This window comes from Streptomyces sp. DvalAA-43, from assembly GCF_900091725.1.
Lineage (GTDB): Bacteria > Actinomycetota > Actinomycetes > Streptomycetales > Streptomycetaceae > Streptomyces > Streptomyces pulveraceus.
On the sequence record NZ_FMBW01000094.1, the window covers coordinates 41,289 to 65,359 of the forward strand.

General features: G+C 71.8%; 27 protein-coding genes. 7 read left to right on the top strand and 20 right to left on the bottom strand.

Annotation, left to right across the window (positions count from 1 at the left end; genetic code table 11):
- Nucleotides 1-82: 82 nt before the first annotated feature.
- Entirely contained in the window at nucleotides 83-1,180 is a 1,098-nt protein-coding gene (locus GA0115234_RS38705) for a hypothetical protein (protein WP_141718540.1), read from the bottom strand.
- Nucleotides 1,181-1,307: 127 nt separating this feature from the next.
- Nucleotides 1,308-1,784 (bottom strand): macro domain-containing protein, encoded by a 477-nt coding sequence (locus tag GA0115234_RS38710; RefSeq protein WP_093551169.1) that lies wholly within the window; start codon nucleotides 1,782-1,784, stop codon nucleotides 1,308-1,310.
- Between the two features lie 131 nt (nucleotides 1,785-1,915).
- On the opposite strand from GA0115234_RS38710, the gene GA0115234_RS38715 reads away from it, so the two are divergent.
- Nucleotides 1,916-2,647: a MerR family transcriptional regulator gene (locus tag GA0115234_RS38715; RefSeq protein ID WP_093551171.1), complete on the top strand. Its 732-nt coding sequence runs from the start codon at nucleotides 1,916-1,918 to the stop codon at nucleotides 2,645-2,647.
- Nucleotides 2,648-2,720: 73 nt separating this feature from the next.
- Here GA0115234_RS38715 and GA0115234_RS38720 read toward each other — a convergent pair whose 3' ends face one another.
- The 4 genes from GA0115234_RS38720 to GA0115234_RS38735 all read right to left on the bottom strand — a co-directional run bounded on the left by GA0115234_RS38720 (nucleotide 2,721) and on the right by GA0115234_RS38735 (nucleotide 8,524).
- The gene (locus tag GA0115234_RS38720) at nucleotides 2,721-4,892 is read right to left on the bottom strand and encodes a 3-hydroxyacyl-CoA dehydrogenase NAD-binding domain-containing protein (protein WP_093551173.1); all 2,172 of its coding nucleotides are present in this window, start codon (nucleotides 4,890-4,892) and stop codon (nucleotides 2,721-2,723) included.
- A 39-nt stretch (nucleotides 4,893-4,931) separates the two neighbouring features.
- Entirely contained in the window at nucleotides 4,932-6,146 is a 1,215-nt protein-coding gene (locus GA0115234_RS38725; RefSeq protein WP_093551175.1) for an acetyl-CoA C-acetyltransferase, read from the bottom strand.
- 35 nt (nucleotides 6,147-6,181) lie between these two features.
- Nucleotides 6,182-7,324, bottom strand: a complete 1,143-nt coding sequence (locus GA0115234_RS38730) for an acyl-CoA dehydrogenase family protein (protein ID WP_093551177.1) — start codon at nucleotides 7,322-7,324, stop codon at nucleotides 6,182-6,184.
- Between the two features lie 66 nt (nucleotides 7,325-7,390).
- A complete protein-coding gene (locus tag GA0115234_RS38735) occupies nucleotides 7,391-8,524 on the bottom strand; it encodes a CaiB/BaiF CoA transferase family protein (RefSeq protein WP_093551179.1) in 1,134 nt (377 codons plus the stop codon).
- 204 nt (nucleotides 8,525-8,728) lie between these two features.
- Here GA0115234_RS38735 and GA0115234_RS38740 point away from each other — a divergent pair, with 204 nt between their 5' ends.
- A complete protein-coding gene (locus GA0115234_RS38740) occupies nucleotides 8,729-9,919 on the top strand; it encodes a saccharopine dehydrogenase family protein (protein ID WP_093551181.1) in 1,191 nt (396 codons plus the stop codon).
- A gap of 67 nt (nucleotides 9,920-9,986) precedes the next feature.
- Here GA0115234_RS38740 and mmpA read toward each other — a convergent pair whose 3' ends face one another.
- The 3 genes from mmpA to GA0115234_RS38750 all read right to left on the bottom strand — a co-directional run bounded on the left by mmpA (nucleotide 9,987) and on the right by GA0115234_RS38750 (nucleotide 11,832).
- On the bottom strand, nucleotides 9,987-10,130 hold the full coding sequence (gene mmpA / locus GA0115234_RS42680; protein ID WP_176729396.1) for a morphogenic membrane protein MmpA: 144 nt from the start codon (nucleotides 10,128-10,130) through the stop codon (nucleotides 9,987-9,989).
- A gap of 17 nt (nucleotides 10,131-10,147) precedes the next feature.
- Nucleotides 10,148-11,092 (bottom strand): alpha/beta fold hydrolase, encoded by a 945-nt coding sequence (locus GA0115234_RS38745; protein ID WP_237542103.1) that lies wholly within the window; start codon nucleotides 11,090-11,092, stop codon nucleotides 10,148-10,150.
- A gap of 62 nt (nucleotides 11,093-11,154) precedes the next feature.
- Nucleotides 11,155-11,832 carry an endonuclease V gene (locus tag GA0115234_RS38750; protein ID WP_237542104.1) on the bottom strand — a complete coding sequence of 226 codons (678 nt, stop codon included), beginning with the start codon at nucleotides 11,830-11,832 and terminating at the stop codon, nucleotides 11,155-11,157.
- A 95-nt stretch (nucleotides 11,833-11,927) separates the two neighbouring features.
- Between GA0115234_RS38750 and GA0115234_RS38755 the strand changes: the two genes are divergently transcribed.
- Nucleotides 11,928-12,227 (top strand): YciI family protein, encoded by a 300-nt coding sequence (locus GA0115234_RS38755; protein ID WP_093551185.1) that lies wholly within the window; start codon nucleotides 11,928-11,930, stop codon nucleotides 12,225-12,227.
- Nucleotides 12,228-12,290: 63 nt separating this feature from the next.
- Here GA0115234_RS38755 and GA0115234_RS38760 read toward each other — a convergent pair whose 3' ends face one another.
- Nucleotides 12,291-13,391, bottom strand: a complete 1,101-nt coding sequence (locus GA0115234_RS38760; protein ID WP_176729397.1) for a WD40/YVTN/BNR-like repeat-containing protein — start codon at nucleotides 13,389-13,391, stop codon at nucleotides 12,291-12,293.
- Between the two features lie 177 nt (nucleotides 13,392-13,568).
- Here GA0115234_RS38760 and GA0115234_RS38765 point away from each other — a divergent pair, with 177 nt between their 5' ends.
- Complete coding sequence (locus GA0115234_RS38765) at nucleotides 13,569-13,985, top strand: SsgA family sporulation/cell division regulator (protein WP_093551189.1); 417 nt, start codon at nucleotides 13,569-13,571, stop codon at nucleotides 13,983-13,985.
- 59 nt (nucleotides 13,986-14,044) lie between these two features.
- Here GA0115234_RS38765 and GA0115234_RS38770 read toward each other — a convergent pair whose 3' ends face one another.
- Nucleotides 14,045-14,449, bottom strand: coding sequence for an ATP-binding protein (locus GA0115234_RS38770; RefSeq protein ID WP_256088924.1), 405 nt, complete (start codon nucleotides 14,447-14,449; stop codon nucleotides 14,045-14,047).
- A gap of 216 nt (nucleotides 14,450-14,665) precedes the next feature.
- Here GA0115234_RS38770 and GA0115234_RS38775 point away from each other — a divergent pair, with 216 nt between their 5' ends.
- From GA0115234_RS38775 to GA0115234_RS38785, 3 genes are all read left to right on the top strand, one after another.
- On the top strand, nucleotides 14,666-15,517 hold the full coding sequence (locus GA0115234_RS38775; RefSeq protein WP_093551193.1) for a Scr1 family TA system antitoxin-like transcriptional regulator: 852 nt from the start codon (nucleotides 14,666-14,668) through the stop codon (nucleotides 15,515-15,517).
- Nucleotides 15,518-15,528: 11 nt separating this feature from the next.
- Complete coding sequence (locus tag GA0115234_RS38780) at nucleotides 15,529-15,720, top strand: hypothetical protein (protein ID WP_093551195.1); 192 nt, start codon at nucleotides 15,529-15,531, stop codon at nucleotides 15,718-15,720.
- 298 nt (nucleotides 15,721-16,018) lie between these two features.
- The gene (locus GA0115234_RS38785) at nucleotides 16,019-16,993 is read left to right on the top strand and encodes an acyl-ACP desaturase (RefSeq protein WP_093551197.1); all 975 of its coding nucleotides are present in this window, start codon (nucleotides 16,019-16,021) and stop codon (nucleotides 16,991-16,993) included.
- A 79-nt stretch (nucleotides 16,994-17,072) separates the two neighbouring features.
- Here GA0115234_RS38785 and GA0115234_RS38790 read toward each other — a convergent pair whose 3' ends face one another.
- The 9 genes from GA0115234_RS38790 to GA0115234_RS44555 all read right to left on the bottom strand — a co-directional run bounded on the left by GA0115234_RS38790 (nucleotide 17,073) and on the right by GA0115234_RS44555 (nucleotide 23,971).
- Nucleotides 17,073-17,573, bottom strand: a complete 501-nt coding sequence (locus GA0115234_RS38790; protein WP_093551199.1) for a tetratricopeptide repeat protein — start codon at nucleotides 17,571-17,573, stop codon at nucleotides 17,073-17,075.
- A 123-nt stretch (nucleotides 17,574-17,696) separates the two neighbouring features.
- On the bottom strand, nucleotides 17,697-17,945 hold the full coding sequence (locus GA0115234_RS38795) for a WhiB family transcriptional regulator (protein WP_093551557.1): 249 nt from the start codon (nucleotides 17,943-17,945) through the stop codon (nucleotides 17,697-17,699).
- Between the two features lie 168 nt (nucleotides 17,946-18,113).
- Nucleotides 18,114-19,187 carry an LLM class flavin-dependent oxidoreductase gene (locus tag GA0115234_RS38800; RefSeq protein WP_093551200.1) on the bottom strand — a complete coding sequence of 358 codons (1,074 nt, stop codon included), beginning with the start codon at nucleotides 19,185-19,187 and terminating at the stop codon, nucleotides 18,114-18,116.
- Nucleotides 19,188-19,191: 4 nt separating this feature from the next.
- The gene (locus GA0115234_RS38805) at nucleotides 19,192-20,079 is read right to left on the bottom strand and encodes an ABC transporter substrate-binding protein (RefSeq protein ID WP_093551202.1); all 888 of its coding nucleotides are present in this window, start codon (nucleotides 20,077-20,079) and stop codon (nucleotides 19,192-19,194) included.
- Complete coding sequence (locus GA0115234_RS38810; protein ID WP_093551204.1) at nucleotides 20,080-20,838, bottom strand: ABC transporter ATP-binding protein; 759 nt, start codon at nucleotides 20,836-20,838, stop codon at nucleotides 20,080-20,082.
- Nucleotides 20,835-21,665 (bottom strand): ABC transporter permease, encoded by an 831-nt coding sequence (locus GA0115234_RS38815; protein ID WP_093551206.1) that lies wholly within the window; start codon nucleotides 21,663-21,665, stop codon nucleotides 20,835-20,837. The genes GA0115234_RS38810 and GA0115234_RS38815 overlap by 4 nt, the downstream gene beginning before the upstream one ends.
- On the bottom strand, nucleotides 21,662-22,678 hold the full coding sequence (locus GA0115234_RS38820; protein WP_093551208.1) for an ABC transporter substrate-binding protein: 1,017 nt from the start codon (nucleotides 22,676-22,678) through the stop codon (nucleotides 21,662-21,664). The genes GA0115234_RS38815 and GA0115234_RS38820 overlap by 4 nt, the downstream gene beginning before the upstream one ends.
- Nucleotides 22,679-22,698: 20 nt before the next feature.
- On the bottom strand, nucleotides 22,699-23,718 hold the full coding sequence (locus GA0115234_RS38825) for an ABC transporter substrate-binding protein (RefSeq protein ID WP_093551210.1): 1,020 nt from the start codon (nucleotides 23,716-23,718) through the stop codon (nucleotides 22,699-22,701).
- A 142-nt stretch (nucleotides 23,719-23,860) separates the two neighbouring features.
- The gene (locus tag GA0115234_RS44555) at nucleotides 23,861-23,971 is read right to left on the bottom strand and encodes a putative leader peptide (RefSeq protein ID WP_327271637.1); all 111 of its coding nucleotides are present in this window, start codon (nucleotides 23,969-23,971) and stop codon (nucleotides 23,861-23,863) included.
- Nucleotides 23,972-24,071: the final 100 nt, after the last annotated feature.

Consider the following 24,071-nt stretch of genomic DNA (forward strand, 5'->3'; position numbering starts at 1 on the left):
GTTGACGTGCTGATCGTTCGCCATGGAGGTTGCGTGAACAAGGGATGGCCCTGGCGCGAAAGTGCCGTGGCGCAATTACGCCTCAGAAGCCGTCCACAGCGGGCGGGTTGTCCGCGATGTCGGGCAGCCAGCCGGCGCGTGCGGCGTACCAGCCGAGCTGGAATCGGGTCGCCGCTCCCACGTCGTCCATCAGGGCGTGCAGCCTCCGCTGGACGGTGCGGTGGCCCATGCCCAGCTGACGGGCTATCGCCGCATCGGTCAGGCCGACGTGGAGGAGCGCCACGATCCGCCGGTCGATCGCCGCGACCGGGGCCTCATGGTCCTCTTCCGTGCCGGAGACGCTCAGCCGCCAGCCCTTCTCGAAGTGCTCCTCGAAGAGCGAGACGAGGGCGGTGAGCAGGCCCGTCCGGTGGACGACGAGCGCCACCGGCTCCGTCTCGCGCTCCGGATCCAGGGGCAGCAGGGCGATGCGGCGGTCCACGATGGCGAGCTTGATCGGCAGCCGGTCCGTGACGGAGATGTGCTGGCCCTGGGCGACGCAGGAGGCCAGCACGGCCGCGGTCTCCGGACGCTCCAGCCATGCGCGTTCGACGACGCTGCGTACGGTCACACCGCGGCGGATCATCTCGGCGTCCACCTCTTCGTGGTTGTCCGCGAAGCTGAGCACCGCGGGCACATGCCTGGTCGGCACGAGGGTGCACACCTCTCTCCTGGCCTGCCGCTGCATGGTCAGCAGACGCCGCCGGATCGCCGCCGGCCCGGACAGCACCTCCACCGGCGCCCCCGACGCGTGGGTCTGCGCGGCGCGGTGGCGCTCCGTGAGGTCCCCGACGAGCGACTCGACCCGGTGCAGCGCGGACCGGCGGGATTCGAGCAGCGGCCCGAGCGCGAGGACGGGCGAGGCGGCCCGGTACCGGACGGTGCCGTCGGCGTCCGGCCGCGCGGCGCTGGCGAGCCCGCGCTCGACGAGCGAGTCGAGGACGCGCATGACCGCCCGGCCGCTCGACGGGCCTGAGAGGGTGTCCGGTTCGCTGTCGGGGCGGTCCACCAGCAGGCGGTAGACGGCGTCCTCGTCCGGCGCGAGGCCGAGCAGGGTCAGCAGGGACTCGTCCACCGGGTCGCGCGGCACGACGGCGCCGGGACGCCCGGTCTCTTCACGACCCGCATCGGCACCCGCCACCGGCCCCACCCCAATTCCCGCCGCTCCGTCGACGGGGGTCACATTAACCGGCGGATTTCCGCAGGCCGAGGCCCCGTGGGGCAAGGGCCTGTCCGACCCTGACCCGCCGGACGGACTCGGCCGGGCCCTAGTCGAAGTCGTACACCGTCACCGGTATGTCCCGGCCGGTCAGCCGCTTCTCGATCAGGGGCTCGATCCGGGACCACGTCCCGCCCGCCAGTCCGCAGCCGATCCGGGGCATATGGACCGAGGCCCCCAACTCCTGGGCCCGGTCGGCCACCGCGCCCAGCGCCGTGTCGATCGCCTCGTAACGCACCGGAACCCCCTTGCTGCCCGTGCGCATGCCCCGCTGGCCCACCGCGTTGGCCACCCATATGCGGGGACCGACCTGTACGAACTGCACCGCGCCGAGGCCGAAGTCATTGCTCGCGCGCTCCCGGTGCCAGCGCCGGTAGGCCGCCTCGGGCTCGGGCCAGCGGCGCGAGAGCGCCAGGACGAATCCCTTGCCCCAGCCGCCGAGGTCGTTGCAGACATGGACGATCAGCTTGACGCCCTTGCCGTGGGGCGCGGTCGCGTCCCCCTTGATGTACATGATCCCGGACATGGCTTCAGGTTAGGTGCCGCCTCTGACAGCCGAGCTCTTTCACATCACTGGTGAGACAGCAATACTGTTGCACCGGGGTGGATCACGCGCACGGCGGCTCTTCCCCTCAGGGCCGGACACGAGGAGCAGATATGGCGACCGGGGCCGAGGAGCCTACGCTCACCGTCGACGAGCTGGCGGCGCGCGCCGGGGTGACCGTGCGTACGGTGCGGTTCTACAGCACCCGCGGGCTGCTGCCGCCCCCGGTCATCGGACCGCGCCGGGTGGGGCACTACGGGCACGACCACCTCTCCCGGCTGGCGCTCATCGAGGAGCTCCAGCACCAGGGCATGACGCTGGCCGCGATCGAACGGTATCTGGAGCAGCTGCCGCCGGATCTGAGCGCCCACGACCTGGCGATCCACCGGGCCCTGGTGGCCTCCTGGGCACCGGACTCGGCGGAGGACGCGACCCGGGCGGAGCTGGAGCGGCGGGCGGGCCGGGCACTGACCGGGCAGGACATCGCGCGGCTGGCCGCGATGGGGGTACTGGAGCGCGCGGAGCCGGTGGACGGCAGCTATCGGGTGGACCCGGGGCTGCTGCGGCTCGGGGTCGAGCTGCTCGGCGTGCCGATCGCGCACGAGACGATCCTGGCCGCCCGCACGGTTCTGCTGGAGCACTCCCGGTCCGCGGCGCAGGAGTTGACCCGGCTGTTCCGGGACGAGGTGTGGGAGCCGTACCGGGAACGGGAGTCGGACCCCGAGCACGTGGCGGCGATGAAGTCGCTGTCGGCCCATATGCAGCCGATGGTGCTCCAGGCGCTGGTGACCGCGTTCCAGCGGTCGTTGAAGGAGGAGCTGCGGGCCGCGTTCACGGCGGAGTGAACGCGGCCCGCGGGGTGGGCGCCGGTCGTGGACGCCAACCGTGGCCGCCAGTCATGCGCGGCGGTCGTGGCCGTCAGTCGTGGAAGGTCTCGCCCTTCTCGGCCTTCTCCACGAGCAGCGCGGGCGGCAGGAAGCGGTCGCCGTACCGCTCCGCGAGCTCCCGGGCGCGGGCGACGAAGCCGGGCAGACCGCCCTCGTACCCGTTGATGTACTGGAGCACGCCGCCGGTCCACGGCGGGAAGCCGATGCCCATGATGGAGCCGATGTTGGCGTCGGCGACCGTGATGAGGACGTTCTCCTCCAGGCAGCGGACGCTGTCCAGGGCCTCGGAGAACAGCATCCGCTCCTTCATGTCGAGGAAGGGGATGTCGGTGTCCGGCCGGGTGAAGTGCTCCCGCAGTCCGGGCCACAGCCGGGTGCGCCTGCCGTTCTCGTCGTACTCGTAGAAGCCCGCGCCGCCGCTGCGTCCCGTCCGGCCGAACTCGTCGACCATCCGGTCGATGACCGCGTCCGAGGGGTGTCCTGGCCAGGTGCCGCCGGCCTCCTCGACGGCCCGCTTGGTCTCGTTGCGGATCTTGCGGGGCAGGGTGAGCGTCAGCTCGTCCATCAGGGAGAGCACCTTTGCCGGGTAGCCGGACTGTGCCGCGGCCTGTTCCACGGAGGCGGGCTCGACGCCCTCGCCGACCATGGCGACACCTTCGTTGATGAACTGGCCGATGACGCGCGAGGTGAAGAAGCCGCGCGAGTCGTTGACGACGATCGGGGTCTTCTTGATCCGGCGGACCAGGTCGAAGGCGCGGGCCAGGGCCTCGTCGCCGGTCCGCTCGCCCTTGATGATCTCGACCAGCGGCATCTTGTCCACGGGCGAGAAGAAGTGCAGCCCGATGAAGTCGGCCGGGCGCGAGACGCCTTCGGCGAGGACGGTGATGGGCAGGGTCGAGGTGTTGGAGCAGAGCAGCGCGTCCGGCTCGATGATGTCCTGGATCTCCTGGAACACCTTGTGCTTGAGCGCGGTGTCCTCGAAGACGGCCTCGATGACGGCGTCGCAGCCCGCGAGGTCGGCCGGGTCGCCGGTCGGGACGATCCTGGCCAGCAGCTCGTCGCGGGTCGCCTCGGTGGTGCGGCCCCGGGAGAGCGCCTTGTCGAGGAGCTTCTCGCTGTACGCCTTGCCCCTGGCCGCCGCCTCGGCCGAGACGTCCTTGAGCACGACGTCGATCCCGGCGCGGGCACAGGAGTACGCGATGCCCGCACCCATCATCCCGGCGCCGAGCACGGCGACCTTGGTGACCTGGCGCTCCTCGATGCCCTTGGGGCGGCTGGCGCCGGAGTTGACGGCCTGGAGGTCGAAGAAGAACGCCTGGATCATGTTCTTCGCGACCTGGCCGGTGACCAGCTCGGTGAAGTAGCGGGCCTCGATGGTCAGGGCGGTCTCGAAGTCGACCTGGGAGCCCTCGACGGCGGCGGCCAGGATGTTGCGGGGCGCGGGCATCGGGGCCCCGGCGAGCTGCTTCTTCAGGTTCGCGGGGAAGGCCGGCAGATTGGCGGCGAACTTCGGGCTGGACGGGGTTCCGCCGGGGATCCGGTACCCCTTGACGTCCCAGGGCTGCTGGGATTCGGGGTGGGCGTCGATGAAGGCGCGGGCCTTTTCGAGCATCTCCTCCCGGGTGGCGGCGACCTCGTGGACCAGGCCGTTCTCCAGGGCGCGCCGCGGGGTGTACTGGGTGCCCTGGAGGAGGACCTTCAGCAGGGCGTCGGCGATGCCCATGAGGCGTACGGTGCGGGTGACGCCGCCGCCCGCGGGCAGCAGGCCGAGGGTGACCTCGGGAAGGCCGATCCGGGAGCCGGGCGCGTCGAGCGCGACGCGGTGGTGCGAGGCGAGCGCGATCTCGTAACCGCCGCCGAGGGCCGCGCCGTTGATGGCGGCGACGACGGGCTTGCCGAGGGCCTCGATGCGGCGCAGCGAGTTCTTGATGGCGGTGCCGGTGTCGAAGGCCTGCTGGGCGTTCTCGGGACCGACCTTGATCATGTCCTTGAGGTCGCCGCCCGCGAAGAAGGTCTTCTTGGCGGAGGTGTAGATGATGCCGCGGATGGCGTCCTTCTCCGCCTCCGCGCGGTCGGCGATGGCCGCGATGGAGTCCTTGAAGGCCTGGTTCATCGTGTTGGCGGACTGGTCGGGATCGTCGAGTACGAGGGTGACGACGCCGGTCTCGTCCTGTTCCCAGCGGATGGTCGTGCTCTCGGTCATGTGTCTGTCTTCTCCGTAGGCAGGGGTGGCCGGGGACGGTCAGAGACGCTCGATGACGGTGGCGACACCCATGCCGCCGCCGACGCAGAGGGTGGCGAGGCCGTACCGCTGGTCGCGGCGTTCCAGTTCGTCGATGAGGGTGCCGAGGATCATCGCGCCGGTGGCGCCGAGCGGGTGGCCGAGGGCGATGGCTCCGCCGTTGACGTTGATCTTGTCGATCGGGAGCTTCATGTCCCGGGCGAAGCGGAGGACGACGCCGGCGAACGCCTCGTTGATCTCGACGAGGTCGATGTCGTCGATGGTCAGCCCGGCCTTGGCGAGCGCCTTGCGGGTGGCGGGCGCGGGGCCGGTCAGCATGATGGTCGGCTCGGAGCCGGAGACGGCGGCGGAGATGATCCGGGCGCGCGGCGTCAGTCCGTAGCGCTCGCCGACCTCCTGGTTGCCGATCGCGACGAGCGCGGCGCCGTCGACGATGCCGGAGGAGTTGCCCGCGTGGTGGACGTGGTCGATCTTCTCGACCCAGTGGTACTTCTGCAGCGCCACCGCGTCGAAGCCGCCCATCTCGCCGATCGCCGCGAAGGAGGGCTTGAGCGCGGCCAGCGAGTCGGCGGTGGTGCCGGGCCGCATGTGCTCGTCGTGGTCGAGCACGACGAGGCCGTTGCGGTCCTTGACCGGGACGACGGAGCGAGCGAAGCGGCCGTCCTTCCATGCCTCGGCGGCGCGCTCCTGGGAGAGTGCGGCGAACTCGTCGACGTCGCGGCGGGAGAAGCCCTCGATGGTGGCGATGAGGTCGGCTCCGACGCCCTGCGGGGCGAAGCCGGTCTCGAAGTTGGTCATCGGGTCCATCGCCCAGGCGCCGCCGTCGGATCCCATCGGGACCCGGGACATCGACTCGACACCGCCCGCGAGCACGAGGTCCTCCCAGCCCGAACGGACCTTGGCGGCGGCCAGGTTGACGGCCTCCAGGCCCGAGGCGCAGAAGCGGTTCTCCTGTACTCCGGCGACGGTGTCCGGGAGGCCGGCGGCGATGGCGGCGATCCGGGCGATGTCGGAGCCCTGGTCGCCGAGCGGGCTGACCACGCCGAGGACGATGTCGTCGATGGCCGCCGGGTCGAGGCCGGGGAAGCGGTTGCGGATCTCGTGGATGAGGCCGACGACGAGGTCGATCGGCTTGGTGCCGTGCAGGGCGCCATTGGCCTTGCCGCGGCCGCGCGGGGTGCGGATCGCGTCGTAGACAAATGCTTCGGTACTCAAGTCAGCAGCCTTTCGGGGGTGGTTGTGCGACGGGGTCAGGCGAGCAGCGAACGGCCGATGATCTCCTTCATGATCTCGGTCGTGCCGCCGTAGATGGTCTGGATACGGCCGTCGGTGAACGCCCTGGCGATCGGATACTCCGTCATGTAGCCGTAACCACCGTGCAGTTGGAGGCAGCGGTCGGCGACGCGCTTCTGCAGTTCGGTGGCCCACCACTTGGCCATCGAGGCGTGCACGGCGTCGAGCGTCCCGTCGGAGTGGTCGACGATGCAGCGGTCGAGGAAGGCACGGGTGACGGCGCACTCGGTGGCCATCTCGGCGATCTCGAACCTGATGTGCTGGAGTTTGGCGAGCGGCCGCCCGAAGGCCTCGCGCTCCTTGACGTACCGCGTGGTGATCTCCAGCAGGTGTTCCGCCGCGGCGATCCCGGCCACCGCTATGCCCATGCGCTCCTGCGCGAGGTTGGTCATCAGATGGATGAAGGCGCCGTCCCGCTCACCGAGGAGGTTCTCCTTGGGGACGCGTACGTCGTTGAAGAACAACTCGGCGGTGTCCTGGGACTTCTGGCCGATCTTGTCGAGGTTGCGGCCCCGCTCGAAGCCCTCGGCGCCCCGTTCGACGACGATCAGCGAGAGCCCCTTCGCGCCGCCCTCGGGGGTGGTCTTCGCCACGACGACCACCAGGTCGGCGAGGATGCCGTTGGAGATGAAGGTCTTGGAGCCGTTGAGCAGCCAGTGGTCGCCCTTGTCCTCGGCGGTGGTGCGGATGCCCTGGAGGTCGGAGCCCGCGCCGGGTTCGGTCATGGCGATGGCGGTGATGGTCTCGCCGCCGCAGAAGCCGGGCAGCCAGCGCCGCTTCTGCTCGTCGGTGGCGAGACCGGTGAGGTAGGGGCCGATGATGTCGTTGTGCAGCCCCAGCGCGAGGCCGGGGGTGCCGGCCCGGGTGAACTCCTCGGCGAGTACGGCGCTGTAGCGGAAGTCGGTGTTGCCGCCGCCCCCGTACTCCTCGGGTACGGCGAGGCCCAGCAGCCCCTGCCGGCCGGCCGCGAGCCAGGCCTCGCGCGAGACGATGCCGTCCTTCTCCCACTGCTCGTAGTGCGGGAGGACCTCCTTGGTGAGGAAGGTGCGCACGGTCTCGCGGAACGCGTGGTGCTCTTCGGTGAAGATCTGCCGCTGCACTGCGGGCCTCCTGGAGCCGGTTCTCGGGGGTGGGGACGGGCCGGGCCGGTCGGGGCCCGGCGGGGATCACGGGGACGCGAGGCCGGGTACGCCCCAGTCGGCGGCGACGGCCTCGGTGTCCGCGCCGGGTCGCGCGGGGCCCCGGCGTACGGAGGCGGGGGTCGCGGAGAAGCGCGGTGCGGGCGCGGGCTGGGTGAGTCCGCCGTGCTCGACGAAGGTGGCGCGGGCGGCGATGTGCGGGTGGTGGGGCGCTTCCCGGAGCGAGAGGACAGGGGCGACGCAGGCGTCCGACCCCTCGAACACCTCGGTCCACTCGGCGCGCGTACGGGTCCTGAACCGGTCGGCGACGACCGTGCGCAGTTCGTCCCACCGGGTGATGTCACCCCGGTCCGGGGCGGTGTCCCCGATCCCGAGGAGCCTGCCGAACTCGTCGTAGAACCGCTGCTCCAGCGGCCCGACCGCCATGTACTGGCCGTCGGCGGTCTCGTACGTGCCGTAGAACGGGCAGCCACCGTCCAGGAGGTTGGAGCCGCGCCGGTCCTGCCAGCCGCCGGCCGCCAGCATGCCGTGGATCATCGTGGCGAGATGGGCGGCGCCGTCGACGATCGCGGCGTCCACGACCTGGCCCCGGCCGCCGGGGGTGCGGGCGTGCTGGAGGGCGGCGAGCACCCCGACGACGAGATAGAGCGAGCCGCCCGCGTAGTCGCCGACGAGATTGGCCGGGACGGTGGGCGGCTCTCCGGGCCTGCCGATCATGGAGAGGGTGCCGGTCAGAGCGATGTAGGCGACATCGTGCCCGGCCCGTTCGGCGAGCGGTCCGTCCTGGCCCCAGCCGGTCATCCGCCCGTACACGAGCCGCGGATTGCGGGCCAGCACGGCCTCGGGGCCGACCCCGAGGCGTTCGGCGACACCCGGCCGGTAGCCCTCGATCAGGATGTCGGCGCGCTCGGCCAGATCGAGCACCGTGGCGGCACCGCCCTCGGCCTTGAGGTCGACGAGCACCGAACGCTTGTTGCGGTTGGTGAGGTCGTACGCGGGGTCGATGCCCAGCCCCGCGCCGCCGGGCCGGTCGACCCTGACGACGTCGGCACCGAGGTCGGCCAGGAGCATCGCGGCGAACGGGCCGGGGCCGATGCCTGCCAGTTCGACCACCCGCACCCCTGCCAGCGGGCCGTGCGAGCCGTGCTCTGTCGTTGCCATCAAGCCCCCAGCGGTATGACACAACTGATGTAACATCGATGATGCTAAGAACGCACCGCGCTCCGCACAACCCTTTTGGCCGAGCAAGCGCTTAGTTCTTCCTCCGGGATCCTCCCCCACCGGCGCCGCCCTGCCGCACACCGCCACGACCCCCTCCGCTAGCCTCTGCCTCCCACATCGGCACCGGCCCCCGCGGAGGCAGTCGTGAACAGGCAGAACGGGACACAACGCCCCTATGACGTGGTCCTCTTCGGCGCCACCGGCTTCGTGGGCGCCCTCACCGCCGAATATCTGGCCGCCCACGCGCCCTCCGGCTGCCGCTGGGCGGTGGCCGGACGCGACCGGGCCAAGCTGGAGCGCCTGCGCGAACGGCTCACCGCGATCGACCCGCACCACACGGACCTCCCGCTGCTGCACGCCGACGCCGACGACGCACACGCGCTGCGCGAACTCGCCGAATCCACCCATGTGGTGGCCACGACGGTGGGCCCCTACGTCTGGTACGGCGAGAAACTGGTCGCGGCCTGTGCCGAGGCGGGGACGGACTACGCGGACCTCACCGGGGAGGCGGAGTTCGTGGACCGGATGTATCTGGAGCACGACGCGCGGGCCCGCGAGACCGGGGCCAGGATCGTGCACGCCTGCGGTTTCGACTCGGTGCCGCACGACCTCGGGGTGTACTTCACCGTCCAGCAGCTCCCGCAGGACGTGCCGCTGACCGTCGACGGGTTCGTACGCAGCAACGCCCTCTTCTCCGGCGGTACGTTCGCCTCGGCGCTCACCGCGATGGGCCGGGGCCCGCGGATGCTGCGCGCGGCCCGGGAACGTCGGCTGCACGAACCGCGGCTGGTCGCCCGCCGGGCCCGTGCCCCGCTCGGCGCCCCGCGCTTCAGCGCGGAGACCGGCACCTGGGCGCTCCCGCTGCCGACCCTGGACCCGCGGGTCGTCGAGCGCTCGGCGCGGGCGCTCGCCCGGTACGGCCCCGACTTCCGCTACCGCCACTTCGCCTCGGTGCGGCATCTGCCCGTGGCCCTCGGCGGCACCGCCGCGATCGGCGCCCTGCTGGGTGCCGCGCAGGTTCCGGCGGCGCGGTCGTGGCTGATGGGCCGGTACGAGCCGGGCCGGGGTCCGGACGCCGAGCGGCGCGGGCGCAGCTGGTTCACCGTGCGGTTCGTGGGCGCGGGCGGCGGGCGCCGGGTCTTCACCGAGGTGTCGGGCGGCGACCCCGGCTACGGCGAGACGGCGAAGATGCTCGCCCACTCCGCGCTCTGCCTCGCCCTGGACGAACTCCCGCCGACGTCGGGGCAGGTCACCACGGCCGCCGCGATGGGCGACGCGCTCCTGGAGCGGCTGCGCTCGGCGGGTCTGCGCTTCCGGGTGGCGGCCGCCCGCTGAGCCGAACGGATACCGGGAGCCCGGAGCGTCATGCCCGGCGCGACCAACGGCGCTCGGGGGCTCGGGCTCAGAGCGCCCAGGACACCAGCGTGACGATCATCGAGACGGCCCAGGCCACTCCCGCGATCATGCCGAGTGTCATCCCCACCGCGACCCGGCGCTGAGCGAGATAGACGGTGCCGGGTCGCGTGGACGTTCGATGTTCGTTCATACGGGCAAGCTTGCCGGTCATGATCGGCAAACGGTATCCGTACGGGTACTCAGCTTCCTTCGGCCTTCAGCCCGGTGGGGCGACGCGTGCCCCGCCGGGCCGGACGGCCCTGCCGCACCGCGCACGAATCTCCGCAGGTGCGCGCGGGTGACATCGGGCTGTTCGAGCCAGGGTTCGTGTCCCGCGCCGTCGATCCGGGTCAGCGGGACATCGAGCCGGAGCGCGAGCGACTGGAGCGCAGACAGCGGGCGGGGGTCCTCGACGCCGCCGAGGATCTCCACCCGTGCGGGCAGGCGGCCGCGCAGCTCGTCGAGATGCCGGTCGAGCGGGTCCGCACGTCCCTCCTCGCCGAGCTCGTGGTTCATGGCCCAGTTGACGGGTCGGCGTTGCCGGGCGCCCTGCTCGGCCCAGTGCCGGCCGCGGGCGGGGTCGGCGTGGTCGGTGAACCAGGACAGCGCGAGCAACTCGACCTCCTGCTCCTCCGTGCGGTGCGGCATCCGCTGCAGCTCCTGGAGACGCTCCTGCTGCGCCGGGGACATCCGGCGCTCGCGTTCCGCCCGGTCCCCCGTCCGCCACTCGCCGACGAACGGCCCGCACATCAGCAGCATCGCGGCCACCCGGTCCGGGTGGGCGAGGCAGAACCGGGCGGCCAGGGTGGCTCCGTAGGAGTGTCCGATCAGCACCGCCGAGGGCGCGTCCCAGGCGTCGAGGAGCTCGGCGAGATCGTCGACGTGCCGGGCGAAGGTGTGACGGCCCTGCCACGGGGATCCGGCCGTGCCACGCTGGCCGTAGCGGTACACGGGCGCGAGGTCCGCGACGGTCGCGGCGACATCGCCCAGATAGTCCGGCAGCCCCGGCCCGCCGTGGAGCATGACCACGGGCGGCCTGCGCACCGTGTCGCCCAGTGCCGTCCAGCGGATTCGTGCCCGGTCGGTCATCGTCGCGAGGCCCCGCGTCTCCATGGCATTCACCGCAGAGAACCTACCGGGTGCCCCGGGACGATGCCGGCGACCGGGGGCCGGGCTCAGGCGGTCGCTTCCCGCAGGGCCTTCCGGCAGAGCGAGTCGGCCCTGCGGGTGGTCTCCGGCTGACGGAAGTCACGGGCCAGCAGCAGGGTGTGGGCGCAGGCGTTGTCCAGGCCGGTCCGGTGTCCGACGGAGACGAAGACGGGTTTCACACCGTCCTGGGTGCGCAGCGCCCGGCCGACCTCCTCCTCGCCGTCGAGCAGCGGCGACCAGTCGCCCCGGTGGGAGCCGGGTTGCTCGTACGAGAAGGTGAAGGGGTTCTTGGCGACGCCGAACACCGGGAGGCCGGTGAGCACCCCGAGGTGGCTGGCGAGGCCGAAGCGGCGCGGGTGCGCCCGGCCGTACCCGTCGCAGATCACGAGTCCGGGGTCGACCGGCAGGGATTCGAGCGCGGCCAGCACGGTCGGGATCTCCCGGAAGGCGAGGAGACCGGGGACGTAGGGAAAGGTGATCCGGCCGACGGCGGTGGTCTCGGCGACCACGTCGAGCGTCGCCGCGTCGAGGACGACCGCGGCCGCGACGACGACATCGCGCTCGTCGTCGTAGGCGACATCGACCCCGGTGACCCGGCCGGTGCCGGGCGGCGGGCCGGGTTCGTCGAGCACCACGCGGGTGCGCAGGGTGTCCTGGACGGCTCGGGCTTCGGCCTCGTCGGCGGGCATCGGAAGGTCTGTCATGGTGGGGCCGAGTCTACGGGCCGTACGTGCGGCGGCCGGTGGGACCGGGGACGGTGCCCGGGGGCCGCCGGACCGTGTCCCGTAGCCTGGCGATCATGTTCGTACTGGAGTTGACCTACACCGCACCCGTCGAGCGCGTGGACGCGCTGTTGTCGGACCATGTCGCCTGGCTGGACACGCAGTACGCGGCCGGGGTGTTCATCGCCTCGGGCCGCAAGAATCCGCGCGACGGCGGGATGATCCTCGCCGTGGGGGACGACCGAGCCCGGATCGAGGAGATCGTGGCGGCGGATCCGTTCTCGGCCGAGGGCGTCTGCGCGTACCGGATCACGGAGTTCATCGCGACGAAGACCTCGGAGGAACTCGCCCCGTACCGCCAGCAGCTGCCCGGGTAGCGGGATCTCTCGTCCGGAGGCGGGCCGGGGTCCGTCCCGCCTCCGGAGGAGTCACGGCCGCGCTCAGCGCCCGGCGCGCGCCACCCGTCCCTGCTCGCCCGCGGCCCAGCAGCCGCCGTCCGGTGCGCAGTCGACGGTGTCGTACGACCCGGTGTCGACCGTGCGCCAGGTGCGGCCGCCGTCCGTGGTGAGGTCGGTGCCGGTCGGGCCGACCGCCAGCGCGCCGGACCTGCTGTGCGGCAGCCAGGCGACGCCCGAGCGGTAGGCGGGCGGCTGGGCCGCGGCCCGCCGCCAGGTACGGCCGCCGTCGCCCGTCACGGCGGCGGCGTCCGGTGAGGGCTCTCCGGGCCGGTAGTCGCCGCCGACCGCGATGCCGTGGTGGCGGTCGCGGAAGGCCAGGCCGAAGACGCCCCGGGCCGGGTCGCCGGCCGGGATCGTCGATGCGGACGCGGTCCAGGTCAGCCCGCGGTCGGCGGAGTGCAGCACCCGTGCGGTGGCGGCGCCGCCGGTCGCCAGCCAGACGTCCCGGGGGCCCGACGAGACCAGGCACTGGCCGCTGGCGGCGAATCCGGCCTCACCGGCCTGCGCCTCGGGCATGCCCCCGGTGGGCAGCACCCGCCAGTTCCGGCCGCCGTCGGCGGTGGAGAGGATGCGGTACTTCCCGTCCACCGGATCGCTCATCGCCAGCCCGTGCCGGCTGTCGAAGAAGGTCAGGCAGTCGTAGAAGGCACGCGCGTCGGTGTTGCGGAACGACTCCGTCCAGGTCGCTCCCCCGTCGGCCGTGCGGTACACCCGCGAGGCCTCGCCCTCCCCGATGGCCAGCGCCACCGCGCGCCGGGCGTCGAAGGCCTCGATGTCACGGAACTCCAGCGCCTCCTGTGCCGCGCCGGGCGGTGACACATCGCGCCAGTGCCGGCCGCCGTCGGACGTGCGCAGCACCGTGCCCTTCGTACCCGCCACCCAGGCGGTGCGACGGCTGACGGCGGCAAGACCGCGGAAGCGGGCGTCCGTTCCGGTGTCGGTGAGCGTCCAGACCGGCCGCTCGCCGGGCCGGTGCCCGTCCCCCGGTGCCGCCGCGGCCGCCGGTGTGGACAGTGTGGCGGTCAGCGCCGCCGCACAGAGCCCCCATGACATCAGTCGTCTCGTCTTCCCCTTGACCCTCATGGCGCTGGAAGCTAGCCCACGAGTCGTGTACCAGTCCAGGGCTCACCGGAAACGCGCCGCGAGGGCGGCTGCGGGCGGTGATACAGCTCACGCCACCTCCCGGTGCACGGATGCGGGATTTCCGTCGTCTGTATCAGTGCCGGGAACCGTTCATCTGGCCGAGAAAGGGAGCAGGTCTTGTCCACCGTCATCCAGCAGTCCGTGCAGGCCCGCATGGTCGCATCCGCGCCGCGGATGGAGACCCTTCCCGCCACCCTGAAGTACGACCCGAAGGATCCGTTCGCCGTACGCATGGCGTTTCCCGCCCCGGCGACCCTGGAGGGCACCGAGGTCTCCTGGGAGTTCTCCCGCGAGCTGCTGGCGGCGGGGATGGACGGACCGGCCGGTGTCGGGGACGTACGCGTCAGGCCGTTCGGCTACGACCGTACGGTCCTGGAGTTCCATGCCGCCGAGGGAATCGCGATGGTGCACGTCCGCACGGCGGAGCTGCGCCGCTTCCTGGAACGGGCGCAGGGCATGGTGCCGGTCGGCGACGAACACCGGTTCCTGGATCTCGATCGCGGTCTGACCGATCTGCTCGGCGGCCCCTGCTGACCTCGTGCCCGGCGGGCCCGCACCGCCGGAGGAGTGGCGGAGTGTGCGGACCGTGCGGGTCATCGGTGGAGTAAGGCCCAGGCCTTGCAGCCGCCGGACGGAGTCAGCGCGGGCGCCAGACCCCAGTCCCCGCCGTGCGCGTCGACCGCGGCGGCCAGCAGCCACATGCTCTCGCTGCGGCGCTCCCGGCATTCCTCGGACTTCACGGCCGAGCGGTGGGAGGGGTGCTGGTCGTAGAGGGTGATGCGGAGCGCGTCGAACTGCCAGTGCACCCGCAACAGCATCTCCCGGTCCGGGGTGAACCGGTAGGCGGTGCCGACCAGTTCGGAGGCGGCCAGGACCGCTGTCTCGCGGAGCTCCGTGAGGCCGTGCCGGGTGAGGAGGTCACCGACGGCACCGCGGGCGAGACCGGCGCAGAAGGCACCGCCGGGCAGTGCGAACGAATAACTCAGGTTGTCGGCCACCGGCGGGTGGGGCCCGGCAGATGCGACAGCCGGGAGACAACGCAGTGCGCCTTTCATCAAGATGCTCACATTTCGGTAATTGTGGTGACGATCACACATAGGCGCGGTCGCCCCGTGTGAGACTTGCGCTACCGACCGTAGCGCACCATGGAGCACAGTGCTACCAGTTGTGCGGTTCCGGTCATTTCGTTCCCCCGCACCGGAAGGAGCCACGCCTTGCCGCCCAGAAGCACCCCGACCGCCCGGCAGCAGCGACTCGGGTATGAACTACGCAAACTGCGCGAGCAGTCGGGCATGCCGGTACAGCAGGCGGCCGCACTGCTCGGCGTCGACCGCACCCGCATCCCGAACATCGAATCGGGACGGTTCGGCATCAGCGCCGAGCGGGTGCGCACGCTCGCCTTCAACTACGGATGCCCGGACACCGGACTGGTCGACCTGCTCGCCGCGATGGCCCAGGAGCGCGCCAGGGGCTGGTGGGAGGAGCATCGCGGACTGCTGCCTCCGGCACTGCTCGACATCGCCGAACTCGAATACCACGCGGTGGAGTTGACCACCTCCACCACCACACACATCCCCGGCCTGCTCCAGACCGAGGAGCATGCGCGGGCGGTCTTCGACACCGCCGATCCCCGACTGCCCGGACCCGATCTGCTGGCCCGGCTGTCGCTGCGGCTGCGCCGCCAGGAGGTGCTGGAACGGGACGTTCCGCCGCTGTACGAATCCGTGGTCCACGAGGCGGCACTGCGCATGCAGTTCGGCGGCCCGAAGGTGGCGCGGGCCCAGCTGGACCACATCCTCGGGCAGTCCGAGCGGGACCGGATCACCGTCCGGGTGATCCCGTTCGCGGCCGGTGGTTTCCCGGGCGCCGGACAGTCGTTCACCTACGTGGGCGCGGCGGTGCCGCAGCTCGACACCGTACAGCTCGATTCCTCGCATGGTTCGATGCTGCTGGACTCCGACATGCAACTGCGCCGCTATCGCGGCCTGTTGGAGCGCCTGCGTGCACTCGCGCTGCCCGTCGAGGAGTCGCGCGACTTCATCCGTTCCATAGCCCAGGACCTCTGAGGAGAGTGACCATGACCGACATCCGGTGGGACGAAGCCTTCTGCAGCGAGGGCGCCAACTGCTTCCGCTTCGGACTCGACGACCAGGGCAGGGCGTACATCGGCTCCACCACGGACGCCACCGCCCATGTCAGCGACTCCGTGGAGGCGCTGCGGGCGCTGATCTCCGCGGTGAAGTCCGGCGCGGCGGACCATCTGCTCTGACCGTGCGGCCCGACCGTGCCGTTGCCCCCCACACACACGCGTTTCGCTCCGAGTACGCCGACAGCTCAGAGCGCCCCGCGGCCGGGGGCCGGCCGGTCCCGGCATCCACCGCCCACCGGGGCGGATCGCCGCCGCCGTGCGCCGCCCGCGGAGGCGCGGCCGCGACCGGCCCCCACTCATAACGTCATGTAACCGGGCATCGCGTCGACCGGCTTGGCGGTGGGCTTACCTCCGCTTTAACCTACGGTCTCGTAACCTACGTATCCGTAGGTAATTCTCCCGTCCCCAGGAGTCCCCCGTGACGATCACCGCTCCCCACCTCGGCAGCCCGAAGGCGTGGACCGACGCCCAGCTGCTGTACGCCCTGGAAGAGGTGGTGGAGAAGGAGCTCAACCGCCATCTCAAGGTCGCCAAGGACTGGATGCCCCACGAGTACGTGCCGTTCTCCGACGGACGGAACTTCCCCGGCGTCTTCGAGGACGGCGAGGCCTGGCAGGCCGACCAGTCCAAGGTCACCGACATCGGCAAGATCGCGCTGGTGGTGAACCTGCTGACCGAGGACAACCTCCCCAGCTACCACCACGAGATCGCCTCCCTCTTCGGCCGCGACGGCGCCTGGGGCACCTGGGTGCACCGCTGGACGGCGGAGGAGGGGCGGCACGGCATCGTGATGCGTGACTACCTGCTCACCTCGCGGGCGGTCGACCCGGACAAGCTGGAGCAGTTCCGGATGGCGCACATGGCGGAGGGCTTCGAGTCGGACAACCGCCACTCGATGCTGCACTCGGTGGCGTACGTGGCGTTCCAGGAGCTGGCCACGCGCGTCTCGCACCGCAACACCGGCCACCAGTCGGGCGACCCGGTCTGCGACCGCATGCTGGCGCGGATCGCGACCGACGAGAACCTGCACATGGTCTTCTACCGCAACCTCCTCGGTGCGGCCTTCGAGCTCGCCCCGGACCTGACGATGCAGGCCGTGCGCGATGTCGTCGTCAACTTCCGGATGCCCGGTCACGGCATGCCGGGCTTCGAGCGGGCCGCCGCGCAGATGGCGATCGGCGAGATCTACAACATGCGCATCCACCACGACGACGTGATCCAGCCCGTTCTGCGCTTCCTGAAGATCCTCTCCATCGACGGCCTGGGCCCCGAGGGCCTGAAGGCGCAGGAGGAGCTGGGCCTGTACATGGGCGGCCTGGACAGCGAGGCGTCCAAGTTCGACGAGAAGCTGGCGGCCCGCAGGGCGCGGATGGCGGCGCGCGCCGGGGCCTGACGGCCCGGGAGGCCGCCGGTCCGCCGGAGGGGGCGCCGCCACGGGCCCCTGCCCGGCGGACCGGCGCCCCGCACCGGTCTCATACCGTTTCGTGCAGGTCCCTCGCATAGTGCTCGATCGCCGCCCGGTACTGGTGCACGGACGGGTCCGTGCTCCCGGCCGCGAGCAGTTCCAGCAACAGCCGCATGGCTTCGTGGTGCTCGCCGGTGTTGAAGAGGGCCATGGCGAGGAACGTCCGCAGCGCCCCGTCGTCGGGGAACTGTTCGGCCCCGCCGCGCAGCACCTCGACGGCCTTCTCGTACTGCCCGAGCACCCGGCAGGTGCTGCCCAGGCCGAGCAGCGCGCCCCTGCGGTCCTCCTCGGACAGCCCGGTCCCGGACAGGGAGCGTTCGTAGAACGGCACCGCCTCGGCCTCCAGGCCGAGCACGTCGTGGGCCCAGGCGGTCTGGTAGGCGACCTCCGCGTCCTCGGGGAATGCGGCGGCGAGGGACAGCAGTCGCTGCCGTGCCTCCTCCCGGTGGCCCTCGGTGCGCAGCCGCACGGCCGTCGCGAGCAGACTGTCCCGGTCGTGATCATTCATCCGGACATCGTCCCAGGCCGGTGCCGCTGTCCTCATACGGCCCCCGGTTCCGCACAGCCTCCGGCTGCCCCGCGTCTTCCCTGATCAGCTCCGCGCGCGCCGGAAGGAGCGCGCGGGGGCGACCTACGCGCGGCCGGTTCTGCGCAGCCGCTCCCGCTCCTTTTCGGACAGTCCGCCCCAGACGCCGAAGCGCTCGTCGTTGGCGAGGGCGTACTCCAGGCAGGCCTCGCGCCCCTCGCAGGCGTTGCAGAGCTGCTTGGCCTCGCGGGTCGAGCTGCCGGGGGCGGGGAAGAAGAACTCGGGCCCCGCCTGGGCGCACAGCGCTGTCTCCTGCCAGGCGAGCGCGGGGTCGGTCATGGTGTTGATCAGCATGCGGTCCACAGTGCCCGGTCGCGATAAACGACTGATCAACGCGCCATCAATGCGGCGCGCCGATGACTTCCGGTCAGCTCTGCGGCGCCCGCGCGTCCGGATCGGCGCGACGCGGCCCGCCGGGAAGCGGGGTGCCCTGCCCTGTACGCTCCCGCTCCCCGGACGGGGTCAGCGCGTGATCCCCAGTGCCGGGAGCACCGTCTCGGCCACTCGGTAGGCCTCCTCCAGCAGCGGGTTGCCGGAGAGGATGAAGGTGTCGACGCCCAGGTCCTGGAACTCCCCGAGCCGCTCGACGACCTGGGCCGTCGAGCCGACGACCGCGGTGCCCGGCCCCGGGCGGAACAGGCTCATGCCCGGCCACATGTTGGGGTGCGCCTCCAGCTCCCGGGCGTGCGCGGGAACCTTGCCGCCGTGCTGGCGGAACTGCCGCTGCCAGCCCACGCCGTCCTCGCCCGCCCGGTCGCCGAGCTGGCGGGCGTACGTCGCGTCGCTCGTCACGTCGAGGAGCCGGTCCGCCGCCGCCCAGGCCTCGTCCTCCGTGTCGCGGACGATGAGGTGGAGGCGGAGCCCGATCCTGAGCGTGCGGCCGTACGCGGCGGCGCGTTCCCTGACCCGGTCCAGCTTCTCCTTGAGCAGGTGCGGGGGTTCGCCCCAGGTGAGGAAGACGTCGACGTGCTCGGCCGCCATCTCGATGCCGGGGTCGGACGAGCCGCCGAACCACAGCGGGATGTGCGACTCCTGGACCGGTTTCAGCTCCCTGAAGGAGGCGCCCGCGTTCTTCAGGTCGTAGAAGCGGCCCTGGTGGTCGAAGACCTCACCCGCGGTGAGCCGTTTCACGATCGACCAGTATTCGGCGCTCAGTTCGTACCGCTCGTCGTGCTCCACGTGGAGTCCGTACTCCTGGAGCGACTTCGTCGAGCCGTTGACGACATTGAAGCGGAGCCGGCCGCCGAAGAGGTTGTCGAAGCTGAGGGCCATCTTGGCCAGCAGGGTGGGCGAGATCAGACCGGGGTGGACCGCCAGCAGGGGCTTGAACCGGGTGCTGGTGGAGGCCGCCAGCGCGCTGCCGAGCGGCCAGACGTCGTACAGGTCGGTGGCGAGCAGCGCGCCGCTGTAGCCGAGGCGTTCGACGGTGCCCGCGAGCTGGGCGAGGTAGCCGAGGTCGACCGGCCGCCGCCCCTCGGGCTCCCAGGGGTAGGCGCCTTCGCGCGGGATGATGTACCAGAGGACTTCGGTAGCCATGTCGTCATGCCGCCTTGTCCGCACCGGCACCGGCCAGCGCGTCGGCGACGGTGACCGGGCGGTCGATGAAGCCGGTGCGGTGGAAGATGTCGGCCGCTTCCTGCTGCTCGGCGATGAACGCGTCGGTGACGGGTTCGATCGTCCAGGGCAGGGCGCGCAGCGCGGTCTCCCAGTCGTCGGCGGATCCGCCGAGGTCGGCGGCGGCGATCTCGGCCGCCCGGCGGGGGTTGGCCGCCGCCCAGTCGTCGGCGCGCCTCAGGGCGCGGGTGAGCGCCTCGATCACCTCGGGCCGGCTCTCGGCCAGGTCGCGGCGGGCGAAGAAGACGGAGCGGTCGCTGATGATGTCGCCGGTGCGGACCAGGGTGCGCAGACCGCCGTTGCGGCGGGCGGCGGCGAGCTGGGCGCCCTGGGCCACCCAGGCGGCGACGGCGCCGGTGCGCAGCAGCTCCTCGCTGTCGTCGGTGCTGCGGACCGCGGTGATGTCGTCGGCGTAGGAGAGCCCGGCGTCGTCGAGTGCCTTGGCGATCAGATGGGTCTGCCAGGAGCCGATCGCGAGGTGGACGGTGGCGCCCTTGAGGTCGGCGACCGTGTGCACGGGGCTGTCCTCGGGGACGAGGAGCGCGCCGTGTTCGGGGCGCGGGGCGGAGACCGCGGTGTACACGATGTCGTGACCGGCGGCCTGGGCGGTGACCGGCGGGGTGGAGCCGGTGCCGCCGAAGTCGATGACGCCCCGGCTGAGGAGTTCGCCGGTGCGGACGCCGTTGGTGTACGGGTGGAAGACGACGGTCTCGCCGAGCGGGGCCAGTTCCTCCTGGGCGAGGCCGAGCCGGGAGAGGTGGTACAGGTGGTAGAGGGACGGGTTGCTGCTGTGCACACCGATGGTGATGGTCATTCAGATCACTCCGACTTCGGTACGTTCAGGGGCGTTTGAGGGGTGGTGCGGGGCCGCCTCGACCCCGAGGTCGTCGAGGAGGCGTCGGCGCAGGGCTCCGAAGGCGGGATCGCCGGGGTCGCGCGGCCGGTCGACGGTGACCGGTTCGTCGGTGATCAGCCGGCCGTCGCGCAGCACGGCGACCCGGTCCGCGAGCCGTACGGCTTCGTCCACGTCGTGGGTGACGAGGAGGACGGCGGGCCGGTGCTTGCGGCACAGCTCGCCCACCAGGTCCTGCATCTTCAGCCGGGTCAGGGCGTCGAGTGCGGCGAACGGCTCGTCGAGCAGCAGCAGTTCGGGTTCGCGGACCAGGGCGCGGGCGAGGGCGACGCGCTGCGCCTCGCCGCCGGAGAGGGTGGCGGGCCAGGCGTCGGCGTGCCGTTCGAGGCCGACTTCGGCCAGGGCCCGCAGCCCGTGCGCGGAGCGGCCGCGCGGCAGGGCCACCGTCACATTGGCGAGGACCTTCTTCGACGGTACGAGGCGGGGTTCCTGGAAGACGACGGTGCGGGCCTCGGGGACGAGGACCTCTCCGCCGTCGGCGCCGTCGAGGGCGCCCAGGATGCGGAGCAGGGTCGTCTTGCCGCTTCCGCTCGCGCCGAGCAGGGCGACGAACTCGCCCCGTGCGATGTCGAGTCGGAGGCTGTCGAGCACGGCGCGGTCGCCGAATACGCGGCGCAGTGCGCGTACCCGGACCGCCGGCCGGGGAGTCGGGTCGGTCATCGGGTGGCTCCCTGTGGGGTGCGCCAGGGCATCAGTACGCGTTCCAGCAGCCGTACGACGATGTCGGCGGTGAGGCCGAGCAGCCCGTAGACGAGGATGCAGACGGCGAGGATGTCGGTGCGGGCGTAGCTCTGTGCCTGGGACATCAGATAGCCGATGCCTGCCGTCGCGTTGATCTCCTCGGCGGCGATCAGGGCGATGACGCTGAGGGTCATGGAGAGCCGCAGCCCGGCGAGCAGGGACGGCAGGGCTCCGGGCAGGACGACCTCGCGCACGAGGGCGAACCGGCCCATGCCGAAGCTGCGCATGGCCTCGATGAGTCTGGGGTCGGTGTCGCGCACCCCGCTCGATGTCGAGACGTACATGGGGAAGGTGGTGGCGACGGCGATGAGGAGGATCTTCGCGGTCTCGTTGATCCCGAACCAGACCATGAACAGGGGCACCAGGGAGAGGAACGGGATGGTACGCAGGGTCTGGATGGAGGAGTCGAGGAGTTCGTCGCCGAGGCGGGTGAATCCGGTGGTGATGCCGAGGACCAGCCCGGCGGCGAGCCCGATGAGGAGGCCGAGGCCGGAGCGGGTGAGGGAGGTGGTGAGTGCGTCGGGCAGCTGCCCGTTGCCCCACAGCTCCCCCACCGCGCGCAGCACTTCGGCGGGCGAGGCGAGGACGTCGGGGGTGAGGAGCCCGGTGGCGGACGCCGCCCACCACAGCGCGAGGAGGGCGAGAGGGCCGAGGGCCCGGACGGTCGCGGACCAGGTCCGGCCGCGGGCCTTGCGCCGCTGGGGGCGGGGCCGGACGAGGCCCGGGTGCAGGCCGGCGTCGCTCATTTCAGTTTCTCGATGTCGAGGAGGTGGGCGGCGACGTCGACCTTGTCCGTGGTGACCTTCTGCTCGGCGTAGAAGTCGGCGACGTCCTCGAAGCGTTTGATGTCCTCGGTTCCGATGGGATCGACCGTGCCGCCCTCGCGGGTGAACGCGGCCTGGACCTCCTTCGCCTTGCCGGTGACGGCGGTCGGTCCGACATCCGTGAAGACGTTGAGGTACGCGGCGGGGTCCTGCTTCTCCTTGGCGCTGGCGTCGTGGAGGTAGCGGTGGAGCGCCTTGACGATCTCGGGGTGCTGCTCGGCGAAGCCGGTGCGCACGGCGTTGAGGCTGTAGTTGTCGGATCCGATCGCGGCACCGTCGGCGACGAAGTGCGCCTTGCCGCCGCCGATCTCGGCCACGGCGTAGGTCGCCCAGACGGCCCAGGCGTCGACCTTGCCCGTGTTGAACACGGCGGCCGTCTGGTCGGGCCGCAGATAGACCCGCTCGACCTTGTCGGCGGGGATGCCGGCCTTGGCGAGCGCCTTCAGCAGCAGGTACTCGCCGGTGCCGCCCTGGTTGACGGCGACCTTCTTGCCGATGAGGTCCTTGACCGACGCGATGCCGGAGCCGTTCTTGACGAGGATGCCCTCACCGGCCGCGTCCGGGTCGACCGCGGTGAAGAACTTGAAGCCGGGGCGCTGGGCGAGGGAGGTGATCCCGGAGGTGATGGAGCCGGTGGCGATGTCCAGCTGGTCGGCGTTCATCGCCTGGGCCGCCGGGGCGAAGGGGCCCGCGCTGCCGGTCCAGCGCACGGTGGCGCCGACCTTCGCGAGCGCCTTGTCGAGGCTGCCGTCCTTCTTGCCGAGGGCGAGGACACCGGAGTTGCCGGGGTCGGGGATACGGATGTCCACCGTGCCCTTGGCGCCCTGGCCTCCGCTGTCGGCCTCGGAGGAGCCGCAGGCGGTGAGGGCGAGGAGCGCGGTGGCCGTGAGCAGCGCGGGGGCGGCGGCCGTGCGCAGTGGTCGGGACGGGTTCATGGTGTCGGAGACCTCACAACTCAGGGGGATGGGACGCGGTGGGCGGGGCGGGAGGCGGCCAGCGCGGTGGCGCGGCGCAGCGGCTCGGGGTCGGCCCAGGCCGTGATGTCGACGGGTTCGGGCAGGAAGCCGTGGGCGCGCAGTCCGGCTTCCTGCTCGGTGAGCAGGGCCAGACGGTCCGGGGAGAGATCGGGGTGGAGGGTGAGATGGGTGCCCGGTCGGTAGGCCCCGGCGACTCCGTCGGCGCCCGCGCCGGTCTCGGCGCCGAGGATGCGGGCGACCTCGGCGGGCTGCTCGGTGGCCCAGTCGGCGGCCCGGAGCAGGACGGCGAGGAAGCGGTCGACGAGGCCGGGGTGGTCGTCGAGGAGCTGTTGGTGGACGGTGATGGGGCGCGGGGTGCCGTTGTTGATCCGGAACCGGCGGTCGGCCAAGTCGTCGAGTTCGACGGCGACCTCCGCGCCCTCGCGCCGGGCTGCCTCGACGGCCAGCGCGCCCTTCACGTACACGGCGTCCACGTCACCGCGCCGCAGCGCCGCCAGCTCGGCGGCCCACTGGCCCCGGTGTCCGGCGGCGGGCACGTCGACGAACGTGGCGTCGTCCGGGGCGAGTCCGGCGGCGGCCAACGCGCCCTCGAAGCCGCGCAGGGCCATGGCCCGCCAGAAGTCGATGGCGATGTCGTGCACGGGAACGGCGAGCCGCAGTCCGCGCAGGGCCGCCACGCCCCGGATCCCGGAGCCGGGACGGACGAGTACGGTCTGCCGCTCCTCGATCCAGGTGAGGCCGATCAGCCGGGTCCGCTCCCCGCGTGAACGGGCCCACAGGGCGGGCACGTTGCCGCCTTCGCGGAACAGGCCCGGCAGGGCGTGGGTGAAGTGGGCGGCCGGGTCGGCACCGGGCGCGGCGTCCTGGAGGGACCGCACCGTGATGCCGTCGGGGGCGAACTCTTCGGTGAGCCACCGGCGGTCGGCGGCGATGCCGGTCGCGGTGGGGACGGGACAGCGGGTGAACCAGAGCGTCCGGGGCAGGACGGCATGCGTCATGGGGGTCTTCCCGAGGGGTCGGCGAAGCGGAGGGTGGGAGGCGGCACGCCGGGACGCGGACACCGGGTACGGCCGAAGGCCCCGGCCGCGGCGGAGCGCGGCGGAGGATGAGTGGGGAACGCGGGAGAAGAGGAGAGGGGTGTCAGCGACAGGCGGCGCTGGAGACCCGCGCGAGGTCGATGTGACGGCGCAGTGTCAGGGCGAGCAGGACCGGAGCGGCGTGGGCGGGGGTCGCGGTTCGGCGTCCGGCCATGGCACTGCTCCCTTCTGCTCGTCGGTGATGACGTGCTGAGACTGCCACGCGCCGAGGCCCTCCCACAACTCGCTTCCCATGATGTGGGATTCAGTGTGAA